Raw genomic sequence first — 23738 nt, 5'->3', positions numbered from 1 at the left:
AGCGGCCGTGCGCAAGGGGGGAGGTGGCGGCATATGACGGTGCCCGAAGAACGGGAGCGCTGGACTCCCGCGCCGCCGCACACCCTCCCGGAGCCACGGCAGCCGGCCGACGAGCGGACCGCCTGGTTCACCTACACCGCCGCCGGTGACCAGATCGTCTGGTCGCCCGCGTTCGCCGCGATGGTCGGGCGAGTCCCCGCCGAAAAGGGCAAGACCCGGCAGATCCTGGCCCGGCACGTGCACCGCGACGACCACGCCAAGGCGCTCGGCGCCATCACCGAGGCCTGGACCAGCCAGGCCACCGTGCACACCACGGTCCGGCTGATGCGTGCCGACGGCGGCTGGTTCGACGTCGACTGCACCCTGGAGCCGATGGGCGGCCCGGACGGTGCGGTCCGCGGCATCCGCGGCACCGTCCGCGACGTCTCCGCCCGCGAACGGGACCGCCGCGAGTCGGCCCGGCTCACCCGGCGCGGCGAGACCGTACAGGCCTCCCTGGTCGAACCGGACCCGGCGACCGGCCTGCTGATCCGCGCCCGGTTCGCCGACGAGGTCGACCGTGCACTGCGCGGCGCCGGCGGCGCCCTGCTGGTGATGCGGGTCCAGGCGGGCGACACCGCCGAGGGGGTACGCCCGGACCGTAACGCCGACCTGCTGCACAGCGCGGCCCGGCTGGTCGAGGAGAAGGCCCGCCCGGAGCACCTGATCGGCCGGGTCGGACCCAACGAGATCGCCGTGCTGTTCGCGAGGACCACCTGGCGTGCCGCCCGGGAGCAGGCTCGCGACCTGATCACAGCGCTCGGCGAGCAGTCGCACTGCTGGGGCGGCCTGGTCCGGTTCGAGCGCGACGCCGAGGCCGGCAGCCACGGCCTGCTGATCGACGCCGAGCAGGCGTGGCGGCAGTCCCGCGAGGCCGAGCGGTCACTCACCCTGGTCGCGCACCCGGTGCCGGTCCGGGACCGGCAGGGCTCCTATCGCAGCCGGGTCGCCGACGCGCTCGGCACCGACCGGTTCACCCTCTACTCCCAGCCGATCCTGGAGCTGCAGACGAACCGGGTGACCCGGCACGAACTGCTGCTGCGGGTACTCGACGAGACCGACGGCCCGCAGTCGCCGATCCAGGTGCTGGACACCGCCGAGCGACTCGACGCGATCTTCGACATCGACCTGTGGGTGGTCGAGCGGGCCATGCGGCTCGCCGCCGAGCAGCCCGGCCTCTGCCTGCAGGTCAACCTGTCCGGCCGGTCGGTCGGCGATCCGCGGCTCACCAACGAGGTGGAGAAGCTGCTGGAGCGCTACCGGGTCGACCCGGCCCAGCTGACCTTCGAGATCACCGAGACGGCGCTGATCGGCAACCTGAGCGAGGCCCGCCGGTTCGCCGACCGGGTCCGTGACCTCGGCTGCGGGCTGGCGCTCGACGACTTCGGCTCCGGGTACGCGTCGTTCCGCTACCTGCGGCTCTTCCCGATCGACCTGGTGAAGATCGACGGTGAGTACGTCGTCGACCTGGTCGACAATCCGCAGGACCAGGTTCTGGTACGGGCACTGGTGCAGGTCTGCCAGGCGTACGGCATCCACACCGTCGCCGAGTTCGTGCAGGACGAGGCCACCCTGCGGATGCTGCGCGAGCTGGGCGTCGACTACGTCCAGGGCTACCTGATCGGCCGGCCGTCCCCGGTCGTCCCGGGCCGGTTGCGCAAGTCCTGACCTGGGTAACGAGCAGTGCTATGGAGCACTTCACGATTGCCACCGTCGCCGAGCAGAGCCCCGACTTCCGCCGCGTGCTCTGGACCGGTAAGCACACCCAGCTCGTCGTCATGACCGTCCCGCCGGGCGGTGAGATCGGCGAGGAGGTCCACGAGGTGGATCAGATCCTGACCTTCGTCAGCGGTGTCGGCAAGGCCGTGGTCAGCGGCCAGACCCGCAACGTCGAGCAGGGCGACCTGGTGGTGGTGCCCGCCGGCCGTAAACACAACTTCGTCAACGAGGGTCCGAACCCACTGGTCCTCTACACCGTTTACGGCCCGCCGGAGCACGCTGACGGCGCCGTGCACAAGACCAAGGAAGAAGCCGACGCTCTCGAAGAGGCGGGCAAGGACGAACCGCCCACCGAGTGATAAGTCACGGCGCCGGAACCGGCCGAGGCCCCCCAGCCAGCCGGTTCCGGCGCCGTGTTCAGGGGTTAAAGTCCCCGGACAGCCTACCTGCCAAAGTTCACGGAAGTCGATCGAATCGATGGGCCATCCGTAACGCCTTGGCTGGATCTCACCTGTCCGGTCACTACCGTAACGGTCGATCGCCACTAACCTGCCAGGATGGAAGAGCCGCGCTGGTTGACCGATGAGCAGCAGTACGCCTGGCGCCAGGTGGTCGAGGTGCTCGTCCGGGTCCCGGCCGCGCTCGAGGCGCAACTCCAGCGCGACGCCGGTCTGACCCACATGGGCTACCTAGTCCTGATGACCCTCTCCGAGCGACCGGACCGCCGCCTGGCCATGAGCAAGCTGGCCAAACGCGCCAGCGCCTCGCTCTCCCGGCTCTCCCACGTGGTGGCCCGCCTGGAGGAGAAGGGGTGGGTGCGTCGCGAACGGGACGCCGAGGACGGCCGGGTCCAGATCGCCGTACTCACCGACGAGGGCTGGGACAAGGTCACCGAGTCGGCGCCCGGCCACGCCGAGGCGGTCCAGCAGCTCATCTTCGACCGGCTGAGCACGGCGCAGGTCCGGCAGTTGACCAAGGTCGCCGAGTCACTGCTGGAGACTCCGCTGGAGGTGCGTTCCCGTCCCGTTTCCCGGTGAGATCTGCAAGGCTGTCCTGATCGGACCACCGACCGGTGAAAGGTGTGTGCAGGCATGAGCCAGCGGGTGCGGGGCGTGATCGCCCGGGAGAAGGGCAAACCGGTCGAGGTGACCACCATCGTGGTCCCCGACCCAGGACCGGGCGAGGCGGTCGTCAAGGTGCAGGCCTGCGGGGTCTGCCACACCGACCTGCACTATCGCGAGGGCGGGATCAACGACGAGTTCCCGTTCCTGCTCGGCCACGAGGCGGCCGGGGTGGTCGAGTCGGTCGGTGCCGGCGTGACCGACGTGGCGCCCGGCGACTTCGTGGTGCTCAACTGGCGTGCCGTCTGTGGCAACTGCCGGGCCTGCAACAAGGGCAAGCCGTGGTATTGCTTCGCCACCCACAACGCCAAGCAGAAGATGACCCTGGAGGACGGGACCGAGCTGTCCCCGGCCCTGGGCATCGGCGCGTTCGTGGAGAAGACGCTGGTCCACGCCGGCCAGTGCACCAAGGTCGACCCGTCCGCCCGGGCCGCGGCCGTCGGCCTGCTCGGCTGCGGCGTGATGGCCGGGCTCGGCGCGGCGATCAACACCGGCGGCGTGACCCGCGGCGACTCGGTCGCGGTCATCGGTTGCGGCGGTGTCGGGGACGGTGCGGTGGCGGGCGCGGCCCTGGCCGGCGCGACCACGATCATCGCGATCGACACCGACGACCGGAAACTGGAGTGGGCGCGCGGGTTCGGCGCGACCCACACGATCAACGCGCGCGAGGCCGACGTGGTCGAGGCGGTCCAGGCGCTCACCGGCGGCAACGGCGCCGACGTGGTGGTCGAGGCGGTCGGCCGCCCGGAGACCTACCGGCAGGCGTTCTACGCCCGGGATCTGGCCGGCACGGTGGTGCTGGTCGGCGTGCCCACCCCGGACATGACCATCGAGCTGCCGCTGCTCGACGTCTTCGGCCGCGGCGGGGCGCTCAAATCCAGCTGGTACGGCGACTGCCTGCCCAGCCGGGACTTCCCGATGCTGGTCGAGCTCTACAAGCAGGGCCGGCTCGACCTGGACGCGTTCGTCACCGAGGAGATCGCGCTGGACGAGGTCGAGCAGGCGTTCGGCAAGATGCACACCGGCGACGTGCTGCGCTCGGTAGTGATCTTCTAAGCCCTGGCGTAAGCGGGCGCCGACCGGTCGGCGAGCAGATCCAGACAGAGGGCGGCCGTCCAGCCGAAAGCCGGTGAGCCGAGGCCACTGCCGTCCTCCGGATGGAAGTACTCGTAGTGCCCGTTGTGGTGCACCAGCCGGACCAGCGCCTGCCGCAACCGCTCCGCGTCGTCGTGCCTGCCGTGCACCAGCAGACCCCGGCGCAGCAACCAGTTCACGTTGACCCAGACCGGGCCGCGCCAGTAACGGCGATCGTCGAAGGCCGGCCCGGTGCGGTCGTAACTGGGCGCGGGCAGCCCGAACCGGGGTGACCGGGCCGCGTCGGCCAGCGCGGATGCCCGGTCCCGGTCGAGGTCCGGGAGCATCAGCGGGAGCAGGCCGCTCACGCTCCGGGCCGGGGTGCGGCGCCCCGACCGTACATCCAAGGCATGAAAGAAGCCGGTCTCCGGATCCCAGAGCCGATCCGTGATGGCCGCGGTGATGCCCCGCGCGTGCTCCCGGTGCCGTCGTGCCTCGACGGGCCGGCCCAGCACGCCGGCGATCTGCGCCAGCGCCAGCTCGGCGGTCGCCAGCAGGGAGTTGAAACCCGGACACTCGACGACGAACGCGTGCCGCTCGGCCAGCCCGGTGTCCGAGTAACCACCGTCCCGGTAGCTCTCCACCAGACCCAGGTAGCGGGCGTAGTCGGTGTCGGTGGGTCGGTGCGTGACATCCGAGACGTCCAGGTCACGCCGCTGGTAGGTGTCCAGCAGGCGCATGTCGGCCGGAACCGACGCGAGTGCGTCGTCCCAGGCCGGGCTGTTGTCCAGACCCGACTCCCACGGGTGCACGATCGAGGCGAGCCCGCCACCGCCCGCGTCCCGCCGGTCACCGAGGAACTCCTGCTGCGCCACCAGCCGCGGGTAGAGCCAGCCCAGCTCGATCCGGGCCTGCTGCACGGCGTCGGCCCCGTGCGCGGCCGCGTGCCGGTAGACCTCCCAGGCGGCGAGCGCGTGCATCGGCGGCTGGACCAGACCGGTGCTGCCCCGCGCCGCCCGGCCGTTGTAGGCGGGCACGTTCCAGAACCGCGGGCCGGGGAAGTAGGCGTCCTCACCGATCTCCGGGTCGAAGACGATGTGCGGCACCCGGCCGTCCGGCCACTGCGCGGCGAACAGGCTCCGCAGCTCACGCCACGCCCGCGCCGGATTGACGTAGGCCAGGCCGATCGCGGCGAAGGCGCTGTCCCAGCTCCACTGGTGCGGATAGAGCGTCCGCGACGGCACGGTGTAGTCGCCGGTCCAGTTCGCGTCGAGCACCCCGGCGGCCGAGCGCCACAGCTCGGCGCACATGTCCGGGACGACGGGCGCGGTCGGGGACGGGACGGGATGCATGCTGGCAACGCGCCTTTCCACTGGGCCGCCCGGCTCATCGGCCGGCGGGTGGCCGGCTCCAGGAAAACGGGCGCACGCATTCTGGCGTCGCCGGCTCACGGCCCGCCGACCGGGGTGGCGTTTTTCGTCACACCCCGATGCTGCGCCACAGGCGGCTGGCGCGACCCGGCAGATAGGGGGAGTCCAGGCGTTTCGCCACGACTCCCGGCAGACCCTGCGCGCGGGCGGCGTCGAGGGCGAACCCGCCGCCACCGGCGAAGAACGGCGGCGTCTGCCAGTGCGGCCCGGCCAGCGCCAGGCCCTCCAGCAGCTCGCGGCGCTCGGCATACCGGACCAGCTCCATCGTGGAGTGACCCTCCAGCCACAGCAGGTCATACACCAGGAACTGCACCGGGGTCCGCTCGGCCGCTCGTTTCGCCGCGGCGGCGTCCTTCGGCGCCTCGCGCCGGGCCAGCAGGCCCGGATCGGGACGAGGCCCGGCGAACGCGACGATCTCCCCGTCGAGCACGGCCTCCATCGGCGCGAGCGCCGGCCCGATCGGCCGGATCTCCGGAAACCACCTGGTCACATCGGTGCCGCCGCCATCGGTGAGACGCAGTCTTCCGCCCGAGACGTACGCCAGGACGCGGCGCCCGCCCCACGCCATCTCATAGCCCCAGTCGGCGTCATCGGGCGGCAGCCCCGTGAACGGGGTGGTCAGCATCGGCGCCACCGCCTCGGGCATCGGCTCCCAGCCCGGTTCGGACGGATCCATCCGCCGAACCATCCAGTCCGGCCCGTCCGTCTGGAAGAAGACGTAACGTCCGTTGGTGCGGTCTCCGTGGAAGGTGACGCCGATCTCGTCGTCACGCCATTTGTCTGCCTCGTAGGTGCCCTGGTCGAAGATCGTCATGCGGCCGCCGCCATACTCCCCGGCCGGGATCTCCCCGGCGAAACCGAGGTATTCGAGCGGGTGGTCCTCGGTGTGTTTGGCCAGGTGGTTGCGGGCCTGGTCGCGGGGCAGCCCCCGCGGCACGGCGAACGAGACGAGCACTCCGTCACGCTCCAGCCGGACATCCCAGTGCAGGCTGCGCGCGTGGTGCTGCTGGATGACGAACCGTCTCGTGGTCGTGGCCACCGGGCCGGTCCGTGGCACGGGCTCCGGGGTACGCCGGGCGTCGCGCTTGCGCCGGTACTCGTCGAGGCGGTCGGTCATGCCTCGATTGTCTGCCCGGGGTACGACAGAAATACACCGGTGTAACTAGCCCCTGCGTACCGCGTCAGCCGAAAGTGTCGTACCCCGATGGTTTGCTGTCGGCATGAACCGCTCGCCGCGTTCCCTCAACCGTTTCTACGCCCGCCGCCGGGCCGTCGCGCTCGCCCGCGCGGGCCGTGCTTTCGCTTCCGTCACCGCTGAGCCGCCGGTCACGCCACAGGAGACAGTCCTCGCCGGGTCCTGATCGCGGGTGTTCCCCCGCGACGGTTGCGGGGGGTAATGTTCTGGCTCCCACGCGTATCCATCGACAAGATCGACAAGAAAGCGATGGTGTGATGAGCTTGCGCATCCTCGTGGTGGGGGCCGGCATCGCCGGCCTGGCCGCGGCCCGTGGGCTGCGTGTCGCGGGTTTCCGGCCCGAGGTGGTGGAGGCGCTGCCCGCCACCGTCGTTCCCGGCGCCGGCATCTACCTACCCGGCAACGCGTCCCGCGCCCTGCGGCTGCTCGGCCTCGACGTCCCGCTGCGCCCGCTCGGTGATCTGATCTTCCGGCAGGTCTTCCTCGACACCCGGGGCCGCGACCTGTTCGAGATGGATGTCGCAGGGCTCTGGGCCGGCGTCGGCGAGTCCCGCGCCCTGTCCCGGGCCGATCTCCAGCAGGTCCTGCTCACCGGGGTGGGCGGCGAGGTGCGCTTCGAGACCGAGGTGCGCGACGTGCAGATCGTCGACGGTGCCGCCAAGGTCGAGTTCGGCACCGGCGCGGTGACGGAGTATGACCTGGTCGTCGGCGCCGACGGCCGGCGTTCACTGATCCGCGACAAGGTCGGTCTCGGCGGCCCGGCCACCCCGACCGGCCAGATCGTCTACCGCTCGGTCGTCACCGGCGGCCCGCCGCTCACCGACTGGACGGGGATGCTCGGCCGGCGTTCGTCGTTCGTCGCCATGCCGATGGGTGGGCGCAGGCTCTACTGCCACGCCGACGAGACCGCGCCCGACTCGCCCAACCCCGAGGATCCCCGGGCGCGGCTGCGCGAGCTCTTCGGCTCGTGGGGCGGCCCGATCCCGGCGATCCTCGACAAGATCGAGAAAGTGCAGGTCGCCCGGACCGACGAGGTGATCCTGCCGTCCTGGTCGAAGGGTCCGGTCGTGCTGGTCGGCGACGCGGCGCACGCCACCGCCCCGACTCTGGCCCAGGGTGCGGCGATGTCCTTCGAGGACGGCTGGGTCCTCGGCCAGGAGCTGCGGTCGGCCTCCGGCGACATCCCGGCGGCACTGCGGGCCTACGAGGACAGGCGGCGCCCGCGATGCTCCGAGGTGCGCGAGCGGACCCGTGAGCGGGACCGTGCACGTGACGTCCCACCGTCCCTGCGCGACCCGATGCTGCGCCGTCGTGGTGCCCGCATCTTCAGCGATCACTATCGGGCGCTGGTGTCGCAGGTCTGACGTTTGGTCACCCCGCGACGGCCGAACGACCACGGGGGACTATTCTGCCACCGAGGTACGCCCGATCATCGGGGAAACCCGAGAGGGACGAACGAGACAACGGAGGCAATTCGTGACGACCGTTGCGCCGTCGCCGATCGCGACCCGACCATACCCGGTGCGGCGGCAGGTCAAGGGTTCGGCGTTTGCTCGGATCCTGCGCACGACGGACGCGAAGCAGATCGGGATCATGTACATGATCACGGCCTTCGTGTTCTTCCTGCTGGGTGGCCTGATGGCCCTCCTGATGCGCGCCGAGCTGGCCCGGCCGGGCATGCAGCTGCTCTCTCCGGAGCAGTTCAACCAGCTGTTCACCATGCACGGCACGATCATGCTGCTGTTCTTCGCGACGCCCATCGTGTTCGCGTTCGGCAACTACGTGGTGCCCATCCAGATCGGCGCGCCCGACGTGTCGTTCCCGCGGCTCAACGCGTTCGCCTACTGGCTCTACCTGTTCGGCGGCCTGATCACTATCGGCGGGTTCCTCACGCCGGGTGGCGCCGCCGACTTCGGCTGGTTCGCCTACACCCCGCTGAGCAACAGCCTGCACTCGCCGGGCGTCGGTGGGAACATGTGGGTCGTCGGCCTGGCGATCTCCGGTCTCGGCACGATCCTCGGCTCGGTCAACCTGATCACCACGATCCTGACCCTGCGGGCCCCGGGCATGACCATGTTCCGGATGCCGATCATGACGTGGAACATGCTGGTCACCGCGCTGCTCGCGGTCATGGTGTTCCCGTTCCTGGCGGCGGCGCTCTTCGCTCTCGCCGCCGACCGCGTCCTCGGCGCCCACGTCTTCGATGTGGAGACCGGTGGCCCGATGCTGTGGCAGCACCTCTTCTGGTTCTTCGGCCACCCCGAGGTGTACATCATCGCCCTGCCGTTCTTCGGCATCATCACCGAGGTCATCCCGGTCTTCAGCCGCAAGCCGGTCTTCGGCTACAAGGGCCTGGTCGCCGCGACGCTGCTGATCGGCGCGCTGTCGATGTCGGTGTGGGCACACCACATGTTCGCCACCGGCCAGGTGCTGCTGCCGTTCTTCAGCTTCCTGAGCTTCCTGATCGCGGTCCCGACCGGCATGAAGTTCTTCGTCTGGATCGGCACCATGTGGCGCGGCCAGATCAGTTTCGAGTCGCCGATGCTCTTCGCGATCGGCTTCCTGGTGACGTTCCTCTTCGGTGGTCTGTCCGGCGTCCTGCTCGCCTCGCCGCCGATCGACTTCCACGTCTCCGACTCGTACTTCGTGATCGCCCACTTCCACTACGTGCTCTTCGGCACGATCGTGTTCGCTGTGTTCGCCGGCATCTATTTCTGGTTCCCCAAGATGTTCGGCCGGATGCTCGACGAGAAGCTGGCGAAGATCCACTTCTGGCTCACGATGATCGGCTTCCACGGCACGTTCCTGGTGCAGCACTGGCTCGGCACCAAGGGCATGCCGCGGCGGTACGCCGACTACCTGCCGGCCGACGGGTTCGCCTTCCTGAACACGTTCTCCACGATCGGCTCGTTCATCCTCGGCCTGTCGACGCTGCCGTTCATCTACAACGTGTGGAAGTCGTACAAGGTCGGCAAGCTCGTCACCGCCGACGACCCGTGGGGTCACGGCAACTCGCTGGAGTGGGCCACCACCAGCCCGCCCCCGCTGCGTAACTTCGACCGGATGCCGCGGATCCGCTCCGAGCGTCCCGCCTTCGACCTGAAGTTCCCGGAGCTGGCCGCCGGCCACTCGCTCGCCGGCCCGCCCGAGGGTGGTGCCCGGCCGCTCACCGCGGAGTCCGACGGTGGCGCGACCTACCAGGAAGACGTGTCGACCGACCGCTGACCTGACGCCAGGACGGCCCGTGCTCCGCGAGGAGCACGGGCCGTCCCCGTTTTGCGTCCCTCGTCACATGGTGCGCGTGAGCAGCGGTTTCGGCTGATATCGGGTTGGCGTTGTGTCGTACCCCCACGGCAGGATGTGCGGTGGAGGTCAGGATCCAACATGTCGCTAACGCCTTACCGCGAAACACTCGCCCTGCCGAAGATCATGTCGTTGCTGGTGGTCGCCACGCTGGCCCGCATTCCGATCGCGGCGGCAGGTGTGGTGCTCACGCTGCACGTCGTCGAAGGGCTTCACCTGAGCTACGGCGCGGCCGGGCTGGTGGGCGCGGCGGCCACGATCGGCGGCTCCTTCGGTGCCCCGGTGATGGGCCGGCTCATCGACCGGTGGGGCCTGCGGCCCGTCCTCGTCCTGACCACCGTCGCCGAGGTCGTCTACTGGCTGGTCGCGCAGGCCCTGCCCTATTGGACGCTGCTGCCCGTCGCGGTGGTGGGTGGTTTCCTGGCCCTGCCGGCGTTCTCCGTCGCGCGGCAGGCGATCGCCGCGCTCACCCCCGAGTCACATCGCCTGCCCGCCTTCGCCCTCGACTCGATGACCACCGAGTTGTCCTTCATGGCTGGTCCCGCGCTCGGCGTCCTGATCGTCACCACCGCCGGCTCCCGCACCGCGATGTTCACCATGGCCGCCGGCATCCTCCTCGCCGGTGTCGGCCTGTGGCTGCTCGACCCGCCCGTCCGAGCGGCCCACGAGGCGCCCGTCTCCGGCGACCGGGTTCCCCGGCGCAGCTGGCTCAAGCCCCGTTTCGTCGCGATCCTCGCCGTCACGATGGCCGCCACCCTGGTCCTGTCCGGCACCGACGTCGCGGTCGTCGCGGTTCTGCGGGAGACCGGCCAGACCGAGTGGGCCGGCCTGGTCCTGTCCCTCTGGGCGCTCTTCTCCCTCATCGGCGGCTTCGTCTACGGCATGATCAAGCGCGGCCTGCCGATGCTGCTCCTCTTCGCACCGATGGCGGTCCTCACCATCCCCGTCGGCCTCGGTGGCGATCATTGGGCGCTGCTGGCCCTGCTGCTGATCCCGGCCGGCTCGCTGTGCGCCCCCACCATCACCGCCAGCACCGATGCCATCAGCCGTCTCATCCCGGCCGGAGCCCGTGGTGAGGCCATGGGCCTGCACAATTCGGCCCTCACCGTCGGCGTCGCCTGCGGAGCCCCCTTGGCCGGCCTGGCCATCGACCGTTGGGGCCCGGCGTGGGGTTTCGTGGCGGTCGGAGCGGTCGGCGTCCTGGTGGCCCTTCTGGTCCTTCCGACCGAGCTACGCCACCGCCGCGACACCCGGCTCGGGCCACCCGCCGATCCCGCCACTGACGCCGCGGTTTCCGCTGCGCGTGCGGGTGTCGGCGCTGACCCCTCCGGAGAGCCGGGGGTGTAAGGGCCGTGATCGGCCTGGCGTATGTCGCTGACCTGGCGGCGCGTCGGGCCACGTTGCGGAGTTCGGCAGTTCCGGCGTAACGGTGTCCGCGATGACGAGTGCCCCGAGGAGGATCTGCTCGTCGGAGAGCTCTGGACCCGCGGGGGATCCGGGTCCCTCAGAGCAGCGGAGTGCGTAACCGCGAGACACCCTTCGGAACCAGGTCCGTCGTCCGGTCAAGGCCAGTTCGCGAGCCGTAGCTCAGACACCCCGACTAGGGCTCGCGAACTCGCGGTGGCGGAACGGCGGTCCTTGACCCCGCAGGTACTCCAGCGGCGGGTGCCCACCCCGAACGGCGGTGAGCCGGGCCGTATTCCGATGGGTGTCAGGGGGCGGTCAGTCGTAGGAGTACCGGCCCCTGGCCCGGGCCGTACTTGGCCGCGTACAGGGCCGTGACCCGGTCCAGCGTCTCGGCGCCGGCGGTGGTCAGGATCCAGTGGACGGATCCGTTGTCCGATGTGGTGACCCGATGGTCCGGGTGGAAGGCGTGTGACAGCGCGGCCGGATTGACGTTGACCCAGTGTTCGCCGTCGTGGACGACGTACTGGAGTTCGTTCTCGCTCGTCTCGTCGTTGACGGTCAGGCGTAGCCGCATCCGGTAGTGGTCGGCGATGCTGTGCAGCCCGACGCCGTTCCAGCGGTTCTGGAAGGCTTCGAGGGCCAGTTCGCCGAGGTCACCGTGCACGCGGACCTCACGCTGGGAGCTTTCGCTGACCCGCCGGTCGCGGAAGACTCCGTAGGACAGCCAGTCGTCGACCCGGTAGAAGGCGTGGGCCGGGCCGATCGCGCTGATCCGGACCTGGAAGGCGGGCCGGTGCCGGGCCGGTAGGTCGGCGGTGAACCGGTGGAGCCGTTCGATGTTCTGCCGGATCGCGGTGACGGCGTCGGTGGGTGCGACCTGACGGGCGCGTTCGGCGGCGTCGGGGGAGGACGGGTCGGTCAGCATGATGCGGAAGCGGACACCGCGGTCGAGGGCGTCGCGGACCGCCGCGGCGAACCGTGGCTCGTGCGCCCCCTCCAGCAGCCCGGTCCAGTGTTTCCACAGGTCGACTCGATCGTCGGCGGTTTCGATGCGCCGGATGACGTCGCGGTAGTCGAGCCGGTTGCGTCGTCGCACCGCGTTACGGCTGAGGTAGAGGACGAGGGGCTGGAGGACCAGTACGGCGAGCGTGAGGTCGATGAGGTTGGCGCCGATGCTGATCCGCAGCTCGTCGGCGAAGCCCGCGGTGTGCCGGACCGGATAGAGCAGCACGAACGCGGCCACGAGCAGGAGCGCGCCGATCGCCGAATACAGATAGGACAGCCGGTACCTGCTGTCGGTCAAGCGGCTCCGTCGCGCCATCGCCACATGGTATCGACAGTGGCTGATGAGAAAAGGTCAGTCGCGGTGGGTGAGGACCGTGTCGGGGGAGCCGCTGAGGCACCAGTCGCGGATCGAGGGCCACGGACCGTAACCGGCCTCCATGTCGAGGTGGCCGGCGCCGTCCAGGACCGTGGTCGGGATGCCGAGCGGGACGCCGTAGTCGGCCGCGGCACCCGCCGGGCAGTACGGGTCGTCGTCGGAGCAGACCAGCCGGGTGTACCGGGCCGCCGCGTCGAGGCGGCCCGCCGTGACGTCCGGCGGGTGGAAGCCGGCGATCTCCGGGATCCCGGCGACGACGTCCGGGCCGGGCGGGGCGACGAGCAGTACCCGGTCGACCGGTGACGACACCTGGCCGGTGGCGGCCGCGTGCAGCCAGAGCAGGCAGCCGAGACTGTGGCAGACCACGGTCCGGTCGCCCTCGGGCATACCGTCCAGGTGGTCGTGCAACGCGGCCAGCCAGTCGGCGAGCACCGGCTCGTCCGGCTCGGGAAGCTGCGGGTAGGTGACGTGGTGACCGGCCGCGGCGAGCTCGGTGGCGAGCCAGTGGTGCCAGTGGCCGGGCGGCCGGCGATTCTGCCAGCCGTGCAGCAACAGGAAGCTCATGGCGTGCCGAACTCCAGGAACATGACGTGCAAGCCGACACGGCCGTGCACCGGGTGCCGGAAGGTGCGCGGGACGGTGCCGATCACCTCGAAGCCCTCCCGCCGGTAGAGCTCGACGGCGCTCGTGTTGGTCTCGACGACCGCATTGAACTGCATGCTCGCGTAGCCGCGTTGCTCGGCCCAGCCGACCGCGAACCGGCACAGCGCCGTGCCCACCCCGCGGCCACGCGCCGTGGACGCCACCATGAAACTGGCGGTGGAGACGTGATCGCCGGGGCCGGGGCGGTTGGTGCCCATCTTGGCCGTGCCGACGACCTCGCCGTCCAGGAGCGCGACGACGGTCAGGCCGGGTGACTGCTCGACCCACATGGCGCGGGCCGCCGCCTCGGGCATCGCCGGATCGTAGGGGAACGTCTCCTCGGCCCGGATCACCTCCTGGATGACGGCCCACACGGCCGGCCAGTCGGACTCGGCGAACGGGCGGATCTCAGGCGTCAACGACAGGGCTCCCGGTGGTCTCGATCGAGGCGGCACGCAGCTGTTCGAGCGCGGCGTCGGTGGTGGCACGGGCCACACCGGCGGTCAGTTCCAGCAGCACGGTGGTGGTGAATCCCTCTTTCGCGGCATCGAGCGCGGTCGCCCGTACACAATGGTCGGTAGCGATGCCGACGACCTCGACCTCGGTGACTCCCTTGCCACGCAGCCACCCGGCGAGGGTTTCGCCGCCCTCGGCCCGGCCCTCGAAGCCGGAGTACGCCGCCTGGTATTCGCCCTTCTGGAAGACCGCCTCGATGCGGCCGGTGGCCAGCTCGGGATGGAAGTCGGAGCCGGCCGAACCGGCGACGCAGTGCACCGGCCAGGAGTCGACGTAGTCGGGCGTCTCACTGAAGTGGGAGCCCGGATCGATGTGCCAGTCCTTGGTGGCGACGACGTGCTCCCACCGGTCACCGGCCTTGTCGAGCACCAGTGAGATGCCCTTGGCGACGGCGGCCCCGCCGGCGACCGCCAGCGAGCCGCCCTCGCAGAAGTCGTTCTGCACATCCACGATGATCAGTGCGCGTGACATGGTGCCCCCTAGGTGGTGGGAACGATGACGACCGGAATGGCGGGGTCGCCTGCGGAGAGCTTGAGGCCCTCCCATGGGATGGAGATCAGATTCTGCCGGAGGTGGTCGCGTGACTCGGCGAGGCTCGGCGTCTCGAGCACCTCGCCTCCGGCGACGTAGGTGCGCTGCAGCAGCCGGTCGTTGGGCTGGTGATCGGGCACGCCCTGGGAGTAGATGATCTCCTCGGTGGCGGTGCCGGTGGGCTTGTGGCGGCGGATCGCGGTCTTGCGGCCGCCGACCGTCGCCTTGTTCTCCGAGCGCTTGACCACCGGGCGGCCGTCGACCTCGACCAGCTTGTAGACGAGGCTCGCGGTGGGCGCGCCGGAGCCGGTGACCACGGCGGTCCCGGCGCCGTAGATGTCGACCGGCTCGGCGGCGAGGGTGGCGATCGAATACTCGTCCATGTCGCCGGAGACGATGATCTTCGTCTCGGTGGCGCCGAGTGAGTCGAGCAGCTCACGGGACTGTTGGGCGAGCACCGACAGGTCACCGGAGTCGATGCGGACGGCCCGCAGGTCCGGCCCGGCGACCGCGATCGCGTTGCGGATGCCCTGGCTGATGTCGTACGTGTCGACGAGCAGCGTGGTGTTCTTACCGAGTGCGGCCACCTGGGACGCGAACGCGGCCGGCTCGTCGTCGTGCAGCAGCGTGAACGCGTGGGCCGAGGTGCCCGTGGTCGGGATGCCGTAGGCGCGGCCCGCCGCCAGGTTGGACGTCGAGGCGAACCCGGCCAGATAGGCGGCCCGGGCGGCGGCGACCGCGGCGTGCTCGTGGGTGCGCCGGGAGCCCATCTCGATGATCGGGCGACCCCGGGCCGCGGTGACCATGCGGGCCGCGGCGGCCGCGATCGCGCAGTCGTGGTTGAGCACCGAGAGGATCAGGGTCTCCAGCACCACGCACTCGGCGAACCTGCCGGAAACGGTCAGGATCGGTGACCCGGGGAAGAACAGCTCACCCTCGCCGTAGCCCTCGATCTCACCACTGAAACGGTAGTCGGCCAGCCATTTCGCGGCATTGTCGTCGACGATCCCGGCGGAGCGCAGGAATTCGATCTCGCCCGGCTCGAACCGGAAATCGCGGATCAGCTCGATCAGGCGACCGGTGCCGGCGACCACGCCGTAACGGCGCCCGGTCGGCAACCGGCGGGCGAACACCTCGAAGACGCAGTGGCGGTCGGCGGTGCCGTCCCGCAGCGCGGCGCTGACCATGGTCAGCTCGTACTGATCGGTCATCAGGGCCGGCGCGATCGTCTCCACGGTCATACCCTACGACGAGGACGACGATGGGGTGCGACGCGGCCGCTGACCTGGGGTTGGATGCCTGGTTCACCGGTTCGCCGAATCCGGTGGCACCATGGGGGGCATGGCGTTGCCTCAGGTTGCTCCCGTCGAGACGCCGGAGATCCAGGAAGTACCGGCCGAGGACCGGCCGTGGGTGACCATCGTCTGGGACGACCCGGTCAACCTCATGTCGTATGTGACCTGGGTCTTCCAGAAGCTCTTCGGCTACAGCAAGGAAAAGGCCGAGAGGCTGATGATGGACGTGCACACGAAAGGGAAGGCGGTGGTCTCCATCGGCGCGCGCGAGCGCATGGAGATGGACGCCAACCAACTGCACGGATACGGTCTCTGGGCCACGGTCGACCGGGGTTGACCGTGCGGCGGGCCGGAGAAACAAAACGGCGATCGGGTGGGGTAAAGCATGTTCCGACGCAACGGTAGCCACTGTGTTGCCACGTTCGCGCACGACGAGGTGCGGGTCCTGCGCAAGGTGGCCGCTGAGGTGGTCGGCCTGCTGACCGACGGGATGGACCACACCGATCCAGTGGTCTCCCGGCTCTTCCCGGACATCTATCCCGATCGCCCGGAGGACTCGCAGGAGTTCCGGCTCTACACCGAGGGCGATCTGAAGACCAGCAAGATCGACCAGGCGGGCGCGATCCTCGCCGCCCTTCCCGATGAGGGCGAGGGGGAGGTGCGGCTGGACGGCGAGGCCGCCGAGGCCTGGCTCCGGGCGATCAACGACGCCCGCCTCGCCATGGGCACCAGGCTGGAGATCCACGCCGACACCGACCTGGGTGAGGAGCTGGACCAGGCGGTGCTCGACGACCCGGGATCGAGCCGGGTGTTCCAGCTGTCGGTGTATGCGTACCTCGGCTACCTACAGGAGTCGCTGCTCAACGCGCTACCCGACATCCGGTGAACCCGGGTGTGTGCACCGCCACCAGCCGGGTACGGAAATGCCACGGTAATGTGAACGCCGTGCTGACCATCGACCGCGCGATCGTCGACGCGATCGTCGCCCACGCCCGCCGGGACCACCCGGACGAGGCCTGCGGCGTCGTCGCGGGCCCGATCGACAGTGACGTGCCCGCCCGGCACATCCCGATGGACAACGCCGCGCGTTCGATGACGTTCTACGAGTTCGACTCGATGGAGCATCTGCGGGTCTGGCGCGAGATGGACGATCGCGACGAGGAGCCGGTGGTCATCTACCACTCGCACACCGCGACCGAGGCCTACCCGTCCCGCACCGACATCTCGTTCGCCGGCGAGCCCAACGCGCACTACCTTCTGGTCTCGACCCGCGAGCCGGACTCCGAGGAGATTCGGTCGTTCCGTATCGTGGACGGTGTGGTGACCGAAGAAGAGGTCAACATCGTGGATGCGACGGTGAAGGCGTGATTTCCGCAGCAGTGCAGTCGTTCATGTTCGGGCAGAGCCCGGCGTCGGTCTTCTACGAGTGTCGCCGCCGCTAGCGCGTGCGACCCGACCAGACCGACCCTTTTCGCCCATTCAAGTCGACTCCTCTAGGAGAAATTCAGCCATGGCCATCGAAGTTCGCGTTCCCACCATCCTTCGCAGCTACACCGGCGGCGCCAAGATCGTCGAGGGTTCCGGTGACACCCTCACCGAGCTGATCGACGACCTGGACGCCAAGCACAACGGCCTCAAGGGCCGTCTGATCACCCCCGAGGGTGGCCTGCACCGGTTCGTCAACATCTACGTCAACGACGAGGACGTCCGCTTCCTCGGCGCGCTCGACGCCAAGGTCAAGGACGGCGACTCGATCACCATCCTCCCGGCTGTCGCCGGTGGCGCGCTCGGGTTCGCTGCGGCCGCGGCGCTCCTCGGCGGTCTGTAAGACCGATGGCTCGTTACGAGAGCCTGCTGGACGCGTGCGGGGGCACGCCGCTCGTCGGCCTGCCCCGCCTCTCGCCGGCGGTGCCCGAGGGGGCGCCGCCGGTGCGGCTCTGGGCCAAGCTGGAGGACCGCAACCCGACGGGCAGCATCAAGGACCGTGCCGCGCTCTTCATGGTGCGTGAGGCCGAGGAGTCCGGGCACCTGCGCCCGGGTGACACCATCCTCGAGCCGACCAGCGGCAACACCGGCATAGCCCTGGCCATGGTGGCGAAGCTGCGAGGTTACCGGCTGGTCTGCGTGATGCCGGAGAACGTGTCCGCCGAGCGGACCCAGATCCTCCGGATGTATGGCGCGGAGATCATCTTCTCGCCGGCCGCGGGCGGGTCGAACCAGGCCGTCGCGACCGCCAAGCAGATCGCCGCCGAGCATCCCGACTGGAAGATGCTCTTTCAGTACGGGAATCCGGCGAACGCCCGGGCGCACTACGAGACCACCGGTCCCGAGTTGTTGCACGACCTGCCGACGATCACGCACTTCGTGGCCGGACTGGGCACCACCGGCACGCTCATGGGCACCGGGCGGTTCCTGCGGGAGAAGGTCGACGGTGTGCAGATCATCGCCGCCGAGCCGCGGTACGGCGAGCTGGTCTACGGGCTGCGCAACATCGACGAGGGGTATGTGCCGGAGCTGTACGACGCCTCGGTGCTGACCCGGCGGTTCTCGGTCGGCACACGGGACGCGGTTCTTCGTACCCGCCAATTGATCGAGGTCGAAGGCATCTTCGCGGGCTTCTCCACCGGTGCGGTGCTGCACGCCGCCCTGGCGGTGGCGCACGAGGCGGTCAAGGCGGGCAACCGGGCGGACGTGGCCTTCGTGGTCCCCGACGGCGGGTGGAAATATCTGTCGACCGGCGCCTACGGCGGCACCCTCAACGAGGCGGAAGAGGCCCTCGAGGGCCAGCTGTGGGCCTAGAGAAGCGTCAGATAGACGTTCGCGGCCATCGGCAGGGCCGCGGCCAGCAGTAACAGCCAGGGCAGGATGCGCTGGTGGATGGCCAGGAACGCGGCCACCGCCAGCGCCACGCTCAGAATCGTCAGCGCCGCGAGCGCCGGCAGGTACCACGCCGGTGCCCCGCTGAGGACGATCACCACCGCGTAGAGGCCGACAGCGACTCCGCACAGGCCGAGTGCCGCGCCGTACACGGCGATCGCGAGCATCCGTCCGACACCCGGAGCCGGGTCGTCGGGTGCCGGGAACCGGAAGAGCACCGGTTCGTGCGGCGGCGGCTCGTGGGGGACGTCCGCGGGCATCACGACTCGCGTGGTGGGGATCTGCTCGACCGCGGTCACGTCGCCTCCATCCGATGATCTTCAGAGCACTCACCCTGAGCAACGCGAATGGATCACCGGACGTGACGGTGCAAACGTGATGAGCCTGGTCATCACGGCTGTGATGTGCGTTGTCGATTTAGCGACAAATCGATCAGTTGTTAACGTTGAGCGCTGGTCGCGGCGTACGCTTCGCTCCGTGATTGACTGGGGCATTGGCCGGTCGTGCAGGGCAACCCGGTGTGAGCCAGAGGGTTCCGGATGCGACTAACCGTTCTCGGTTGTGCCGGCAGTTTCCCCGGCCCCGAGTCGGCGTGTTCGGCGTACCTCGTGGAGGCCGAAGGGTTCCGGCTCCTGATCGACTTCGGTTCCGGGTCGCTCTCCGCCCTCCAGCGGTACTCGGACATGCGTCGTGTCGACGCGATCCTCCTCACCCATCTGCACTGCGACCACATGCTCGACGCGTGCACCTACGTCGTGGTGCGCCGTTACGACCCGGCCGGGCCGCTGCCGGCACTGCCCGTCTACGCCCCGCTCGGTGCGGCCGAGCGGATCGCCGCCGCCTACAGCACCGAGGGCGAGCCGGTCGACGACGTCTACACCTTCTACGGCCTGCAGCCCGGCACCTTCCCGATCGGCCCGCTCCAGGTCACCGTCGACCGCGTCAACCACCCCGTCGAGACGTACGGGGTTCGGATCGAACACGATGGCAAGGTGCTGGCCTACTCGGCCGACACGGCACCCTGCGAGGCGCTGCTGCGCCTGGCCGCCGGCGCCGACCTGTTCCTGTGTGAGGCGAGTTACCAGGACGGCCTGGCCAACCCGCCCGACCTGCACCTGACCGGCGGGGAAGCCGGCGAGGCGGCGACGAAGGCCGATGTCGGCAAGCTGCTGCTGACCCATCTCGTTCCGGCATGGGCCAGTGAGGCATCTATTGTGGAGGCGGCTACCGCCGCCTACGCGGGACCGGTCGAAGTCGTCCGCCCCGGCGCCAGATACGATCTCTGAGTCGGAGCGGGGGGTAAGGGACCGGCAGTCGTGACCTTGGAGTTGTTGCATGCGCATTGTTCGCCTGGCCAACTTCGTCACGGTTCATACCGGTGGCCTGCGGACCGCGTTGCGTCAACTGGGCCGCGGCTATCAGGACGCCGGTCACGAGGCGGTTCTGGTGATTCCCGGCCGCCGATATTCGGACAAGATGACCAGACAGGGCCGTGTCATCACGCTGCCCAGCGCCCCCTTGCCGCGCACTGGTGGATATCGGGTGCTCGCCGGCCGGCGTGAGCTGGTCAAACTGCTCGACAGCCTGGAGCCGGACCGGATCGAGGTCTCCGACCGCACCACGCTGCGCTGGACCGGTGGCTGGGCCCGCCAGCGGGGCGTCCGGTCGATGATGGTGTCCCACGAGAGCCTGGCCGGCCTGCTCGGCGTCTGGGGCATGCCGAAACGTGACGCCCTCGCCGACCGTTTCAACCGGCGGACCGCTGAGGCGTTCGACACGATCGTCTGCACCACCGCGTTCGCCGCCGAGGAGTTCCGCCGGATCGGCGTGCCCAACCTGGTCGAGGTGCCGCTCGGCGTCGACCTCGACCTGTTCCACCCGGCGAAGATGGACGTCTCGGTCCGCGCCCGCTACGCCCGGCCCGACGAGTTGCTGATGGTCTACTGCAGCCGGCTCTCCGCGGCCAAGCGGCCCGAGCTGGCCGTCGACACCGTGGCGTCGCTGCGCAACGGCAAGGTGCCGGCGGTGCTGGTGATGGCCGGTGACGGCACCCGGCGGACGGCGCTGGCCTATCGTGCGGCCCGGCTCCCGGTCCGGTTCGCCGGTCACATCGCCGAGCGTGCCGACGTGTCCGCCCTGCTGGCCAGCGCCGATGTGGTGCTGTCACCCGGCCCGATCGAGACGTTCGGCCTGGCCACGCTGGAGGCGATGGCCTGCGGCACGCCCGTGGTGGTCAATGAGCAGAGCGCCCTGCCCGAGGTGGTCGGCGACGGCGGCGTGGCGGTCCCCGGCACCGCCGACGACTTCGCCGACGCGGTCAGCCGGATCATGGAGCGGCCCCGGGTGGAGCGCCGTGGCGCCGCGCGGGCGCAGGCCGAGCAGTATGGGTGGCCCAAATCGGTCGAGGGCTTCCTGCAGGCCCACGAGGCCAACCCGGTGCCGGTGCCGGGGCTCATCCGGCCGGCGGCGCCGTTCAACGGGCTGCCGTCGCCTCGGCGGATGGGTGCGCCCGGCCGTGAATCCGGGGCGGACGAAGCGGGTGCGGCACGCTACGCATAAGGTACGTAGCATGGCGCGACCCGACGGCCGTACGGCCGATCAGCTGCGACCGGTGACGCTGACCCGGCGCTGGAGCATCCACCCCGAAGGTTCGGTGCTGGTGGAATTCGGCAACACCCGCGTGCTGTGCACGGCAAGCGTCACCGAGGGGGTTCCCCGCTGGCGCAAGGGTTCCGGCCTCGGCTGGGTCACCGCCGAGTATGCGATGCTGCCCCGGGCCACCAACACGCGTGGTGACCGGGAGAGCGTCAAGGGCAAGGTCGGCGGCCGCACCCAGGAGATCTCCCGGCTGATCGGCCGGAGCCTGCGCGCATGCATCGATCTGAAGGCGCTCGGGGAGAACTCGATCGTCCTCGACTGTGACGTGCTCCAGGCCGACGGGGGGACCCGGACGGCCGCGATCACCGGCGCCTATGTTGCGCTGCACGACGCGGTCACCTGGCTGGCCGACCGCAAGTCGCTCGCCGGCAAGGTCGACAAGGTGCTGCACACGTCGATCCAGGCGATCAGCGTCGGCATGCTCGACGGCGAGGCCCGCCTCGACCTCGACTACGACGAGGACGTCTCGGCCGAGGTCGACATGAACGTGGTGTGCACCGGTGCCGGCGACTTCGTCGAGGTGCAGGGCACCGGGGAGAACGGCGTCTTCCGCCGCGCCCAGCTGGACGCGATGCTCGACCTCGGCGTGCTGGGTTGTGCCGAGCTGGCCACGCTGCAGCAGAAGGCGCTCGCCGCGTGAGCGCCCGGCTCCTACTCGCTACCGGTAACAAGAAGAAACTCGTCGAGCTGCAGCGCATCCTCGACGCCGCCCTCGGTGTGGCCCAGATCGAGCTGGTCGGCCTCGGTGCCTTCCCCGATTATCCGGATGTGCCCGAGACCGGCCTCACCTTCGGTGAGAACGCGCTGATCAAGGCCCGTGAGGGCGCCAAGCGGACCGGCCTGCCCACGGTCGCCGACGACTCCGGCATCGCGGTCAACGCGCTCAACGGCATGCCCGGCGTGTTCAGCGCCCGATGGTCCGGCACGAGCGGCGACGACAAGGACGCCGCCAACCTCGACCTGGTGCTGGCGCAGATCTCCGACGTGGCCGACGAGCACCGGGGCGGTGCGTTCGTCTGCGCCGCGGCACTCGTCCTGCCCAACGGGCGCGAGCACCTGGTGGAGGGCCGCCAGGCCGGCCGACTGCTGCGCAGCCGGCGCGGCGAGGGCGGGTTCGGTTACGACCCGATCTTCCTCGGCGAGGGCCAGGATCGTACGAACGCCGAGCTCAGCCCCGCGGAAAAGGACGCCATCAGCCACCGTGGCAAGGCGTTCCGCGAGCTGGCGAAGGTGATCGCCAAGGAACTGCCCCGCTAGTCCCTCAGCATCGTCAGGAGACGGTCCAGGACGCGTTCCTCACGTCCGAGGCCGTCGTGGGCGTACTCGTTGGTCACCCACGGCCGCAGGTTTCCGATCTGCGCCGCGGTGGCCAGCGACATGTCCCGGTCCACATACATGTCGCCGAAGTAGACCGCGGCCGCCACCGGCACCTCGTTGGCGGCCAGCCGGTCGGCGTCGTACAGGGGCGCCCAGTCGGTCTTCCCGGCCAGCCGCTGGGCCGCCTCGGCCAGCGGCACCAGGGCCGGGTCCTCCTCGAACAACCAGGGGTAGATCATCTCCCCGGTGAACCGGACCGGCCCGCCCGCGTCCAGGTCGAACGCCGGGAACTCGGCGCGCACCCGGTGCGCCGCCCATCCGGTGGCCGCGCCCTGACCGTAGATCGCCTCGTGCAGTACCGCGAACAGCGGCTGCTCGGCGAACGAGACGGCGGCGTCGACCCGGCGCAGGAACAGCTCCGACAGTTCGTCCCCGGCGAACGCCTCCTCGAGCAGGTGGTGCAGCAGGTCGAAACGGGCGTTCGAGCCCAGGTGGATGCCGAGGGTCTGGAACCGGCGCGGGGTCAGCCGGTCACCGGCGGGCAGGCGGGCGTCCTGCTCACGTAGCGCGTCGACGACCCGCCGGGCGATCGCCTCGTCCTCCGGATAGCGGGCGAAGTAGCGCTCGTTGTGCGCGAGAACGCGCGGATACGCGGCCCGATAGACGTCCTCCGCCGTCGCGGTCAGCCCGGGAAGGCCACCCGTGATGATCACCTCGCGGAGCCCGTGCGGCGCGAAACTGAGATACGTCACCGCGCAGAACCCGCCGAAACTCTGTCCCAGCACGCTCCACGGCCGGTCGCCGGCCAGGTGCGCACGCAACAACTCGGCGTCGGCCACGATGCTGTCCGCCCGGAAGTGCGCCAGATGCCCGGCCGGATCCGCCACCTTCGCCAGCGTCTGCCGGGTGAGCGGCGTGCTGCGCCCGGTTCCCCGCTGGTCGAGCAGCACCACCCGGTAGTCACGCGCCGCCCGGCGCAGCCACACCGGCAGGTCCCGCGGTGACCGGTTACCCGGCCCACCCTGGAGATAGACCAGGAACGGCCGGCCTTCGGCCTCGGCCCCGGATTCCCGCACCTCCCGCGCGAAGATCTCGATGCGCGGTCCGTCCGGATCCGCATGATTCAGTGGTACGGCCAGAGTGTGCCCGACGAAGACGAGCCCGGAATGACGATGGATCATCCACCGAGCCTCCCCCATCGACGGCACTCATCAGAACTTCGGTGGTCTGTCG

25 protein-coding genes and 1 pseudogene are annotated in these 23738 nt (G+C 69.9%); 17 read left to right on the top strand and 9 right to left on the bottom strand.

Going from position 1 to position 23738, the window contains the following annotated elements; genetic code table 11:
- The first annotated feature begins 33 nt into the window (after window positions 1-33).
- The 4 genes from ACFO0C_RS37595 to ACFO0C_RS37580 all read left to right on the top strand — a co-directional run bounded on the left by ACFO0C_RS37595 (window position 34) and on the right by ACFO0C_RS37580 (window position 3935).
- Entirely contained in the window at window positions 34-1707 is a 1674-nt protein-coding gene (locus tag ACFO0C_RS37595) for an EAL domain-containing protein (RefSeq protein WP_378071564.1), read from the top strand.
- 20 nt (window positions 1708-1727) lie between these two features.
- Window positions 1728-2117: a cupin domain-containing protein gene (locus ACFO0C_RS37590; RefSeq protein WP_378071563.1), complete on the top strand. Its 390-nt coding sequence runs from the start codon at window positions 1728-1730 to the stop codon at window positions 2115-2117.
- 198 nt (window positions 2118-2315) lie between these two features.
- Window positions 2316-2795 (top strand): MarR family winged helix-turn-helix transcriptional regulator, encoded by a 480-nt coding sequence (locus tag ACFO0C_RS37585; protein ID WP_378071562.1) that lies wholly within the window; start codon window positions 2316-2318, stop codon window positions 2793-2795.
- 54 nt (window positions 2796-2849) lie between these two features.
- On the top strand, window positions 2850-3935 hold the full coding sequence (locus tag ACFO0C_RS37580; RefSeq protein ID WP_378071561.1) for an S-(hydroxymethyl)mycothiol dehydrogenase: 1086 nt from the start codon (window positions 2850-2852) through the stop codon (window positions 3933-3935).
- Here ACFO0C_RS37580 and ACFO0C_RS37575 read toward each other — a convergent pair.
- Window positions 3932-5305 carry an MGH1-like glycoside hydrolase domain-containing protein gene (locus ACFO0C_RS37575; protein ID WP_378071560.1) on the bottom strand — a complete coding sequence of 458 codons (1374 nt, stop codon included), beginning with the start codon at window positions 5303-5305 and terminating at the stop codon, window positions 3932-3934. The genes ACFO0C_RS37580 and ACFO0C_RS37575 overlap by 4 nt on opposite strands.
- A gap of 127 nt (window positions 5306-5432) precedes the next feature.
- The gene (locus tag ACFO0C_RS37570) at window positions 5433-6500 is read right to left on the bottom strand and encodes a DNA polymerase ligase N-terminal domain-containing protein (RefSeq protein WP_378071559.1); all 1068 of its coding nucleotides are present in this window, start codon (window positions 6498-6500) and stop codon (window positions 5433-5435) included.
- Between the two features lie 103 nt (window positions 6501-6603).
- Here ACFO0C_RS37570 and ACFO0C_RS37565 point away from each other — a divergent pair, with 103 nt between their 5' ends.
- The 4 genes from ACFO0C_RS37565 to ACFO0C_RS37550 all read left to right on the top strand — a co-directional run bounded on the left by ACFO0C_RS37565 (window position 6604) and on the right by ACFO0C_RS37550 (window position 11228).
- Entirely contained in the window at window positions 6604-6744 is a 141-nt protein-coding gene (locus ACFO0C_RS37565) for a hypothetical protein (protein WP_378071558.1), read from the top strand.
- A gap of 91 nt (window positions 6745-6835) precedes the next feature.
- The gene (locus tag ACFO0C_RS37560) at window positions 6836-7942 is read left to right on the top strand and encodes an FAD-dependent monooxygenase (RefSeq protein WP_378071557.1); all 1107 of its coding nucleotides are present in this window, start codon (window positions 6836-6838) and stop codon (window positions 7940-7942) included.
- Between the two features lie 112 nt (window positions 7943-8054).
- The gene (gene ctaD, locus ACFO0C_RS37555) at window positions 8055-9803 is read left to right on the top strand and encodes an aa3-type cytochrome oxidase subunit I (RefSeq protein WP_378071556.1); all 1749 of its coding nucleotides are present in this window, start codon (window positions 8055-8057) and stop codon (window positions 9801-9803) included.
- A gap of 159 nt (window positions 9804-9962) precedes the next feature.
- Window positions 9963-11228, top strand: a complete 1266-nt coding sequence (locus tag ACFO0C_RS37550; protein WP_378071555.1) for an MFS transporter — start codon at window positions 9963-9965, stop codon at window positions 11226-11228.
- Between the two features lie 364 nt (window positions 11229-11592).
- Here the strand turns inward: ACFO0C_RS37550 and ACFO0C_RS37545 are convergent, their stop codons facing one another.
- Genes ACFO0C_RS37545 through ACFO0C_RS37525 form a run of 5 tightly spaced genes read right to left on the bottom strand, consistent with a single transcriptional unit; the run spans window position 11593 to window position 15593 of the window.
- Window positions 11593-12591, bottom strand: coding sequence for a hypothetical protein (locus ACFO0C_RS37545; protein ID WP_378071554.1), 999 nt, complete (start codon window positions 12589-12591; stop codon window positions 11593-11595).
- 54 nt (window positions 12592-12645) lie between these two features.
- Window positions 12646-13233, bottom strand: a complete 588-nt coding sequence (locus tag ACFO0C_RS37540; protein WP_378071553.1) for an RBBP9/YdeN family alpha/beta hydrolase — start codon at window positions 13231-13233, stop codon at window positions 12646-12648.
- A complete protein-coding gene (locus ACFO0C_RS37535) occupies window positions 13230-13730 on the bottom strand; it encodes a GNAT family N-acetyltransferase (RefSeq protein WP_378071552.1) in 501 nt (166 codons plus the stop codon). The genes ACFO0C_RS37540 and ACFO0C_RS37535 overlap by 4 nt, the downstream gene beginning before the upstream one ends.
- Window positions 13720-14298 carry an isochorismatase family protein gene (locus ACFO0C_RS37530; protein ID WP_378071551.1) on the bottom strand — a complete coding sequence of 193 codons (579 nt, stop codon included), beginning with the start codon at window positions 14296-14298 and terminating at the stop codon, window positions 13720-13722. Before ACFO0C_RS37530 ends, ACFO0C_RS37535 begins: the two co-directional genes overlap by 11 nt.
- Before the next feature lie 8 nt (window positions 14299-14306).
- A complete protein-coding gene (locus ACFO0C_RS37525; protein WP_378071550.1) occupies window positions 14307-15593 on the bottom strand; it encodes a nicotinate phosphoribosyltransferase in 1287 nt (428 codons plus the stop codon).
- A 106-nt stretch (window positions 15594-15699) separates the two neighbouring features.
- On the opposite strand from ACFO0C_RS37525, the gene clpS reads away from it, so the two are divergent.
- The 5 genes and pseudogenes from clpS to ACFO0C_RS37500 all read left to right on the top strand — a co-directional run bounded on the left by clpS (window position 15700) and on the right by ACFO0C_RS37500 (window position 18452).
- Entirely contained in the window at window positions 15700-15990 is a 291-nt protein-coding gene (gene clpS, locus ACFO0C_RS37520) for an ATP-dependent Clp protease adapter ClpS (protein WP_106315234.1), read from the top strand.
- Window positions 15991-16038: 48 nt separating this feature from the next.
- Window positions 16039-16539: a DUF2017 domain-containing protein gene (locus ACFO0C_RS37515; RefSeq protein ID WP_378071549.1), complete on the top strand. Its 501-nt coding sequence runs from the start codon at window positions 16039-16041 to the stop codon at window positions 16537-16539.
- A 59-nt stretch (window positions 16540-16598) separates the two neighbouring features.
- Window positions 16599-17095 (top strand): annotated as a pseudogene (locus tag ACFO0C_RS37510) (Mov34/MPN/PAD-1 family protein).
- A gap of 68 nt (window positions 17096-17163) precedes the next feature.
- Window positions 17164-17481 (top strand): MoaD family protein, encoded by a 318-nt coding sequence (locus tag ACFO0C_RS37505; RefSeq protein ID WP_378071548.1) that lies wholly within the window; start codon window positions 17164-17166, stop codon window positions 17479-17481.
- A gap of 5 nt (window positions 17482-17486) precedes the next feature.
- Window positions 17487-18452, top strand: coding sequence for a PLP-dependent cysteine synthase family protein (locus tag ACFO0C_RS37500; protein ID WP_378071547.1), 966 nt, complete (start codon window positions 17487-17489; stop codon window positions 18450-18452).
- Here ACFO0C_RS37500 and ACFO0C_RS37495 read toward each other — a convergent pair.
- The gene (locus ACFO0C_RS37495) at window positions 18449-18829 is read right to left on the bottom strand and encodes a hypothetical protein (protein ID WP_378071546.1); all 381 of its coding nucleotides are present in this window, start codon (window positions 18827-18829) and stop codon (window positions 18449-18451) included. The two genes, ACFO0C_RS37500 and ACFO0C_RS37495, sit on opposite strands and share 4 nt — an antisense overlap.
- A 240-nt stretch (window positions 18830-19069) precedes the next feature.
- Between ACFO0C_RS37495 and ACFO0C_RS37490 the strand changes: the two genes are divergently transcribed.
- The 4 genes from ACFO0C_RS37490 to rdgB are packed head-to-tail and all read left to right on the top strand — an operon-like array spanning window position 19070 to window position 22445.
- Window positions 19070-19816 (top strand): MBL fold metallo-hydrolase, encoded by a 747-nt coding sequence (locus ACFO0C_RS37490; protein ID WP_378071545.1) that lies wholly within the window; start codon window positions 19070-19072, stop codon window positions 19814-19816.
- Between the two features lie 49 nt (window positions 19817-19865).
- Window positions 19866-21089: a glycosyltransferase gene (locus ACFO0C_RS37485; protein WP_378071544.1), complete on the top strand. Its 1224-nt coding sequence runs from the start codon at window positions 19866-19868 to the stop codon at window positions 21087-21089.
- Window positions 21090-21099: 10 nt separating this feature from the next.
- Window positions 21100-21828 carry a ribonuclease PH gene (gene rph, locus ACFO0C_RS37480; protein WP_378071543.1) on the top strand — a complete coding sequence of 243 codons (729 nt, stop codon included), beginning with the start codon at window positions 21100-21102 and terminating at the stop codon, window positions 21826-21828.
- Complete coding sequence (gene rdgB / locus ACFO0C_RS37475) at window positions 21825-22445, top strand: RdgB/HAM1 family non-canonical purine NTP pyrophosphatase (protein WP_378071542.1); 621 nt, start codon at window positions 21825-21827, stop codon at window positions 22443-22445. The genes rph and rdgB overlap by 4 nt, the downstream gene beginning before the upstream one ends.
- Here rdgB and ACFO0C_RS37470 read toward each other — a convergent pair.
- Complete coding sequence (locus ACFO0C_RS37470; protein ID WP_378071541.1) at window positions 22442-23686, bottom strand: alpha/beta fold hydrolase; 1245 nt, start codon at window positions 23684-23686, stop codon at window positions 22442-22444. The two genes, rdgB and ACFO0C_RS37470, sit on opposite strands and share 4 nt — an antisense overlap.
- Window positions 23687-23738 lie beyond the last annotated feature (52 nt).

Source organism: Actinoplanes subglobosus (genome assembly GCF_042650585.1).
Classification (GTDB): Bacteria; Actinomycetota; Actinomycetes; order Mycobacteriales; family Micromonosporaceae; genus Actinoplanes; species Actinoplanes subglobosus.
Note: the sequence above shows the minus strand (reverse complement) of the source record. Positions and strands in the feature narration are given on the sequence as shown.

Coding starts and splice junctions, on each gene's coding strand:
- clpS (WP_106315234.1), top strand. CDS start 15,700: ATGGCGTTGCCTCAGGTTGCTCCCGTCGAGACGCCGGAGATCCAGGAA.
- ACFO0C_RS37585 (WP_378071562.1), top strand. CDS start 2,316: ATGGAAGAGCCGCGCTGGTTGACCGATGAGCAGCAGTACGCCTGGCGC.
- ACFO0C_RS37540 (WP_378071553.1), bottom strand. CDS start 13,233: ATGAGCTTCCTGTTGCTGCACGGCTGGCAGAATCGCCGGCCGCCCGGC.
- ACFO0C_RS37530 (WP_378071551.1), bottom strand. CDS start 14,298: ATGTCACGCGCACTGATCATCGTGGATGTGCAGAACGACTTCTGCGAG.
- ACFO0C_RS37595 (WP_378071564.1), top strand. CDS start 34: ATGACGGTGCCCGAAGAACGGGAGCGCTGGACTCCCGCGCCGCCGCAC.
- ACFO0C_RS37500 (WP_378071547.1), top strand. CDS start 17,487: ATGGCTCGTTACGAGAGCCTGCTGGACGCGTGCGGGGGCACGCCGCTC.
- rph (WP_378071543.1), top strand. CDS start 21,100: ATGGCGCGACCCGACGGCCGTACGGCCGATCAGCTGCGACCGGTGACG.
- ACFO0C_RS37590 (WP_378071563.1), top strand. CDS start 1,728: ATGGAGCACTTCACGATTGCCACCGTCGCCGAGCAGAGCCCCGACTTC.
- ACFO0C_RS37490 (WP_378071545.1), top strand. CDS start 19,070: ATGCGACTAACCGTTCTCGGTTGTGCCGGCAGTTTCCCCGGCCCCGAG.
- ACFO0C_RS37470 (WP_378071541.1), bottom strand. CDS start 23,686: ATGATCCATCGTCATTCCGGGCTCGTCTTCGTCGGGCACACTCTGGCC.
- ACFO0C_RS37560 (WP_378071557.1), top strand. CDS start 6,836: ATGAGCTTGCGCATCCTCGTGGTGGGGGCCGGCATCGCCGGCCTGGCC.
- ACFO0C_RS37580 (WP_378071561.1), top strand. CDS start 2,850: ATGAGCCAGCGGGTGCGGGGCGTGATCGCCCGGGAGAAGGGCAAACCG.
- ACFO0C_RS37505 (WP_378071548.1), top strand. CDS start 17,164: ATGGCCATCGAAGTTCGCGTTCCCACCATCCTTCGCAGCTACACCGGC.
- ACFO0C_RS37565 (WP_378071558.1), top strand. CDS start 6,604: ATGAACCGCTCGCCGCGTTCCCTCAACCGTTTCTACGCCCGCCGCCGG.
- ACFO0C_RS37575 (WP_378071560.1), bottom strand. CDS start 5,305: ATGCATCCCGTCCCGTCCCCGACCGCGCCCGTCGTCCCGGACATGTGC.
- ACFO0C_RS37570 (WP_378071559.1), bottom strand. CDS start 6,500: ATGACCGACCGCCTCGACGAGTACCGGCGCAAGCGCGACGCCCGGCGT.
- ACFO0C_RS37485 (WP_378071544.1), top strand. CDS start 19,866: ATGCGCATTGTTCGCCTGGCCAACTTCGTCACGGTTCATACCGGTGGC.
- ACFO0C_RS37550 (WP_378071555.1), top strand. CDS start 9,963: ATGTCGCTAACGCCTTACCGCGAAACACTCGCCCTGCCGAAGATCATG.
- ACFO0C_RS37515 (WP_378071549.1), top strand. CDS start 16,039: ATGTTCCGACGCAACGGTAGCCACTGTGTTGCCACGTTCGCGCACGAC.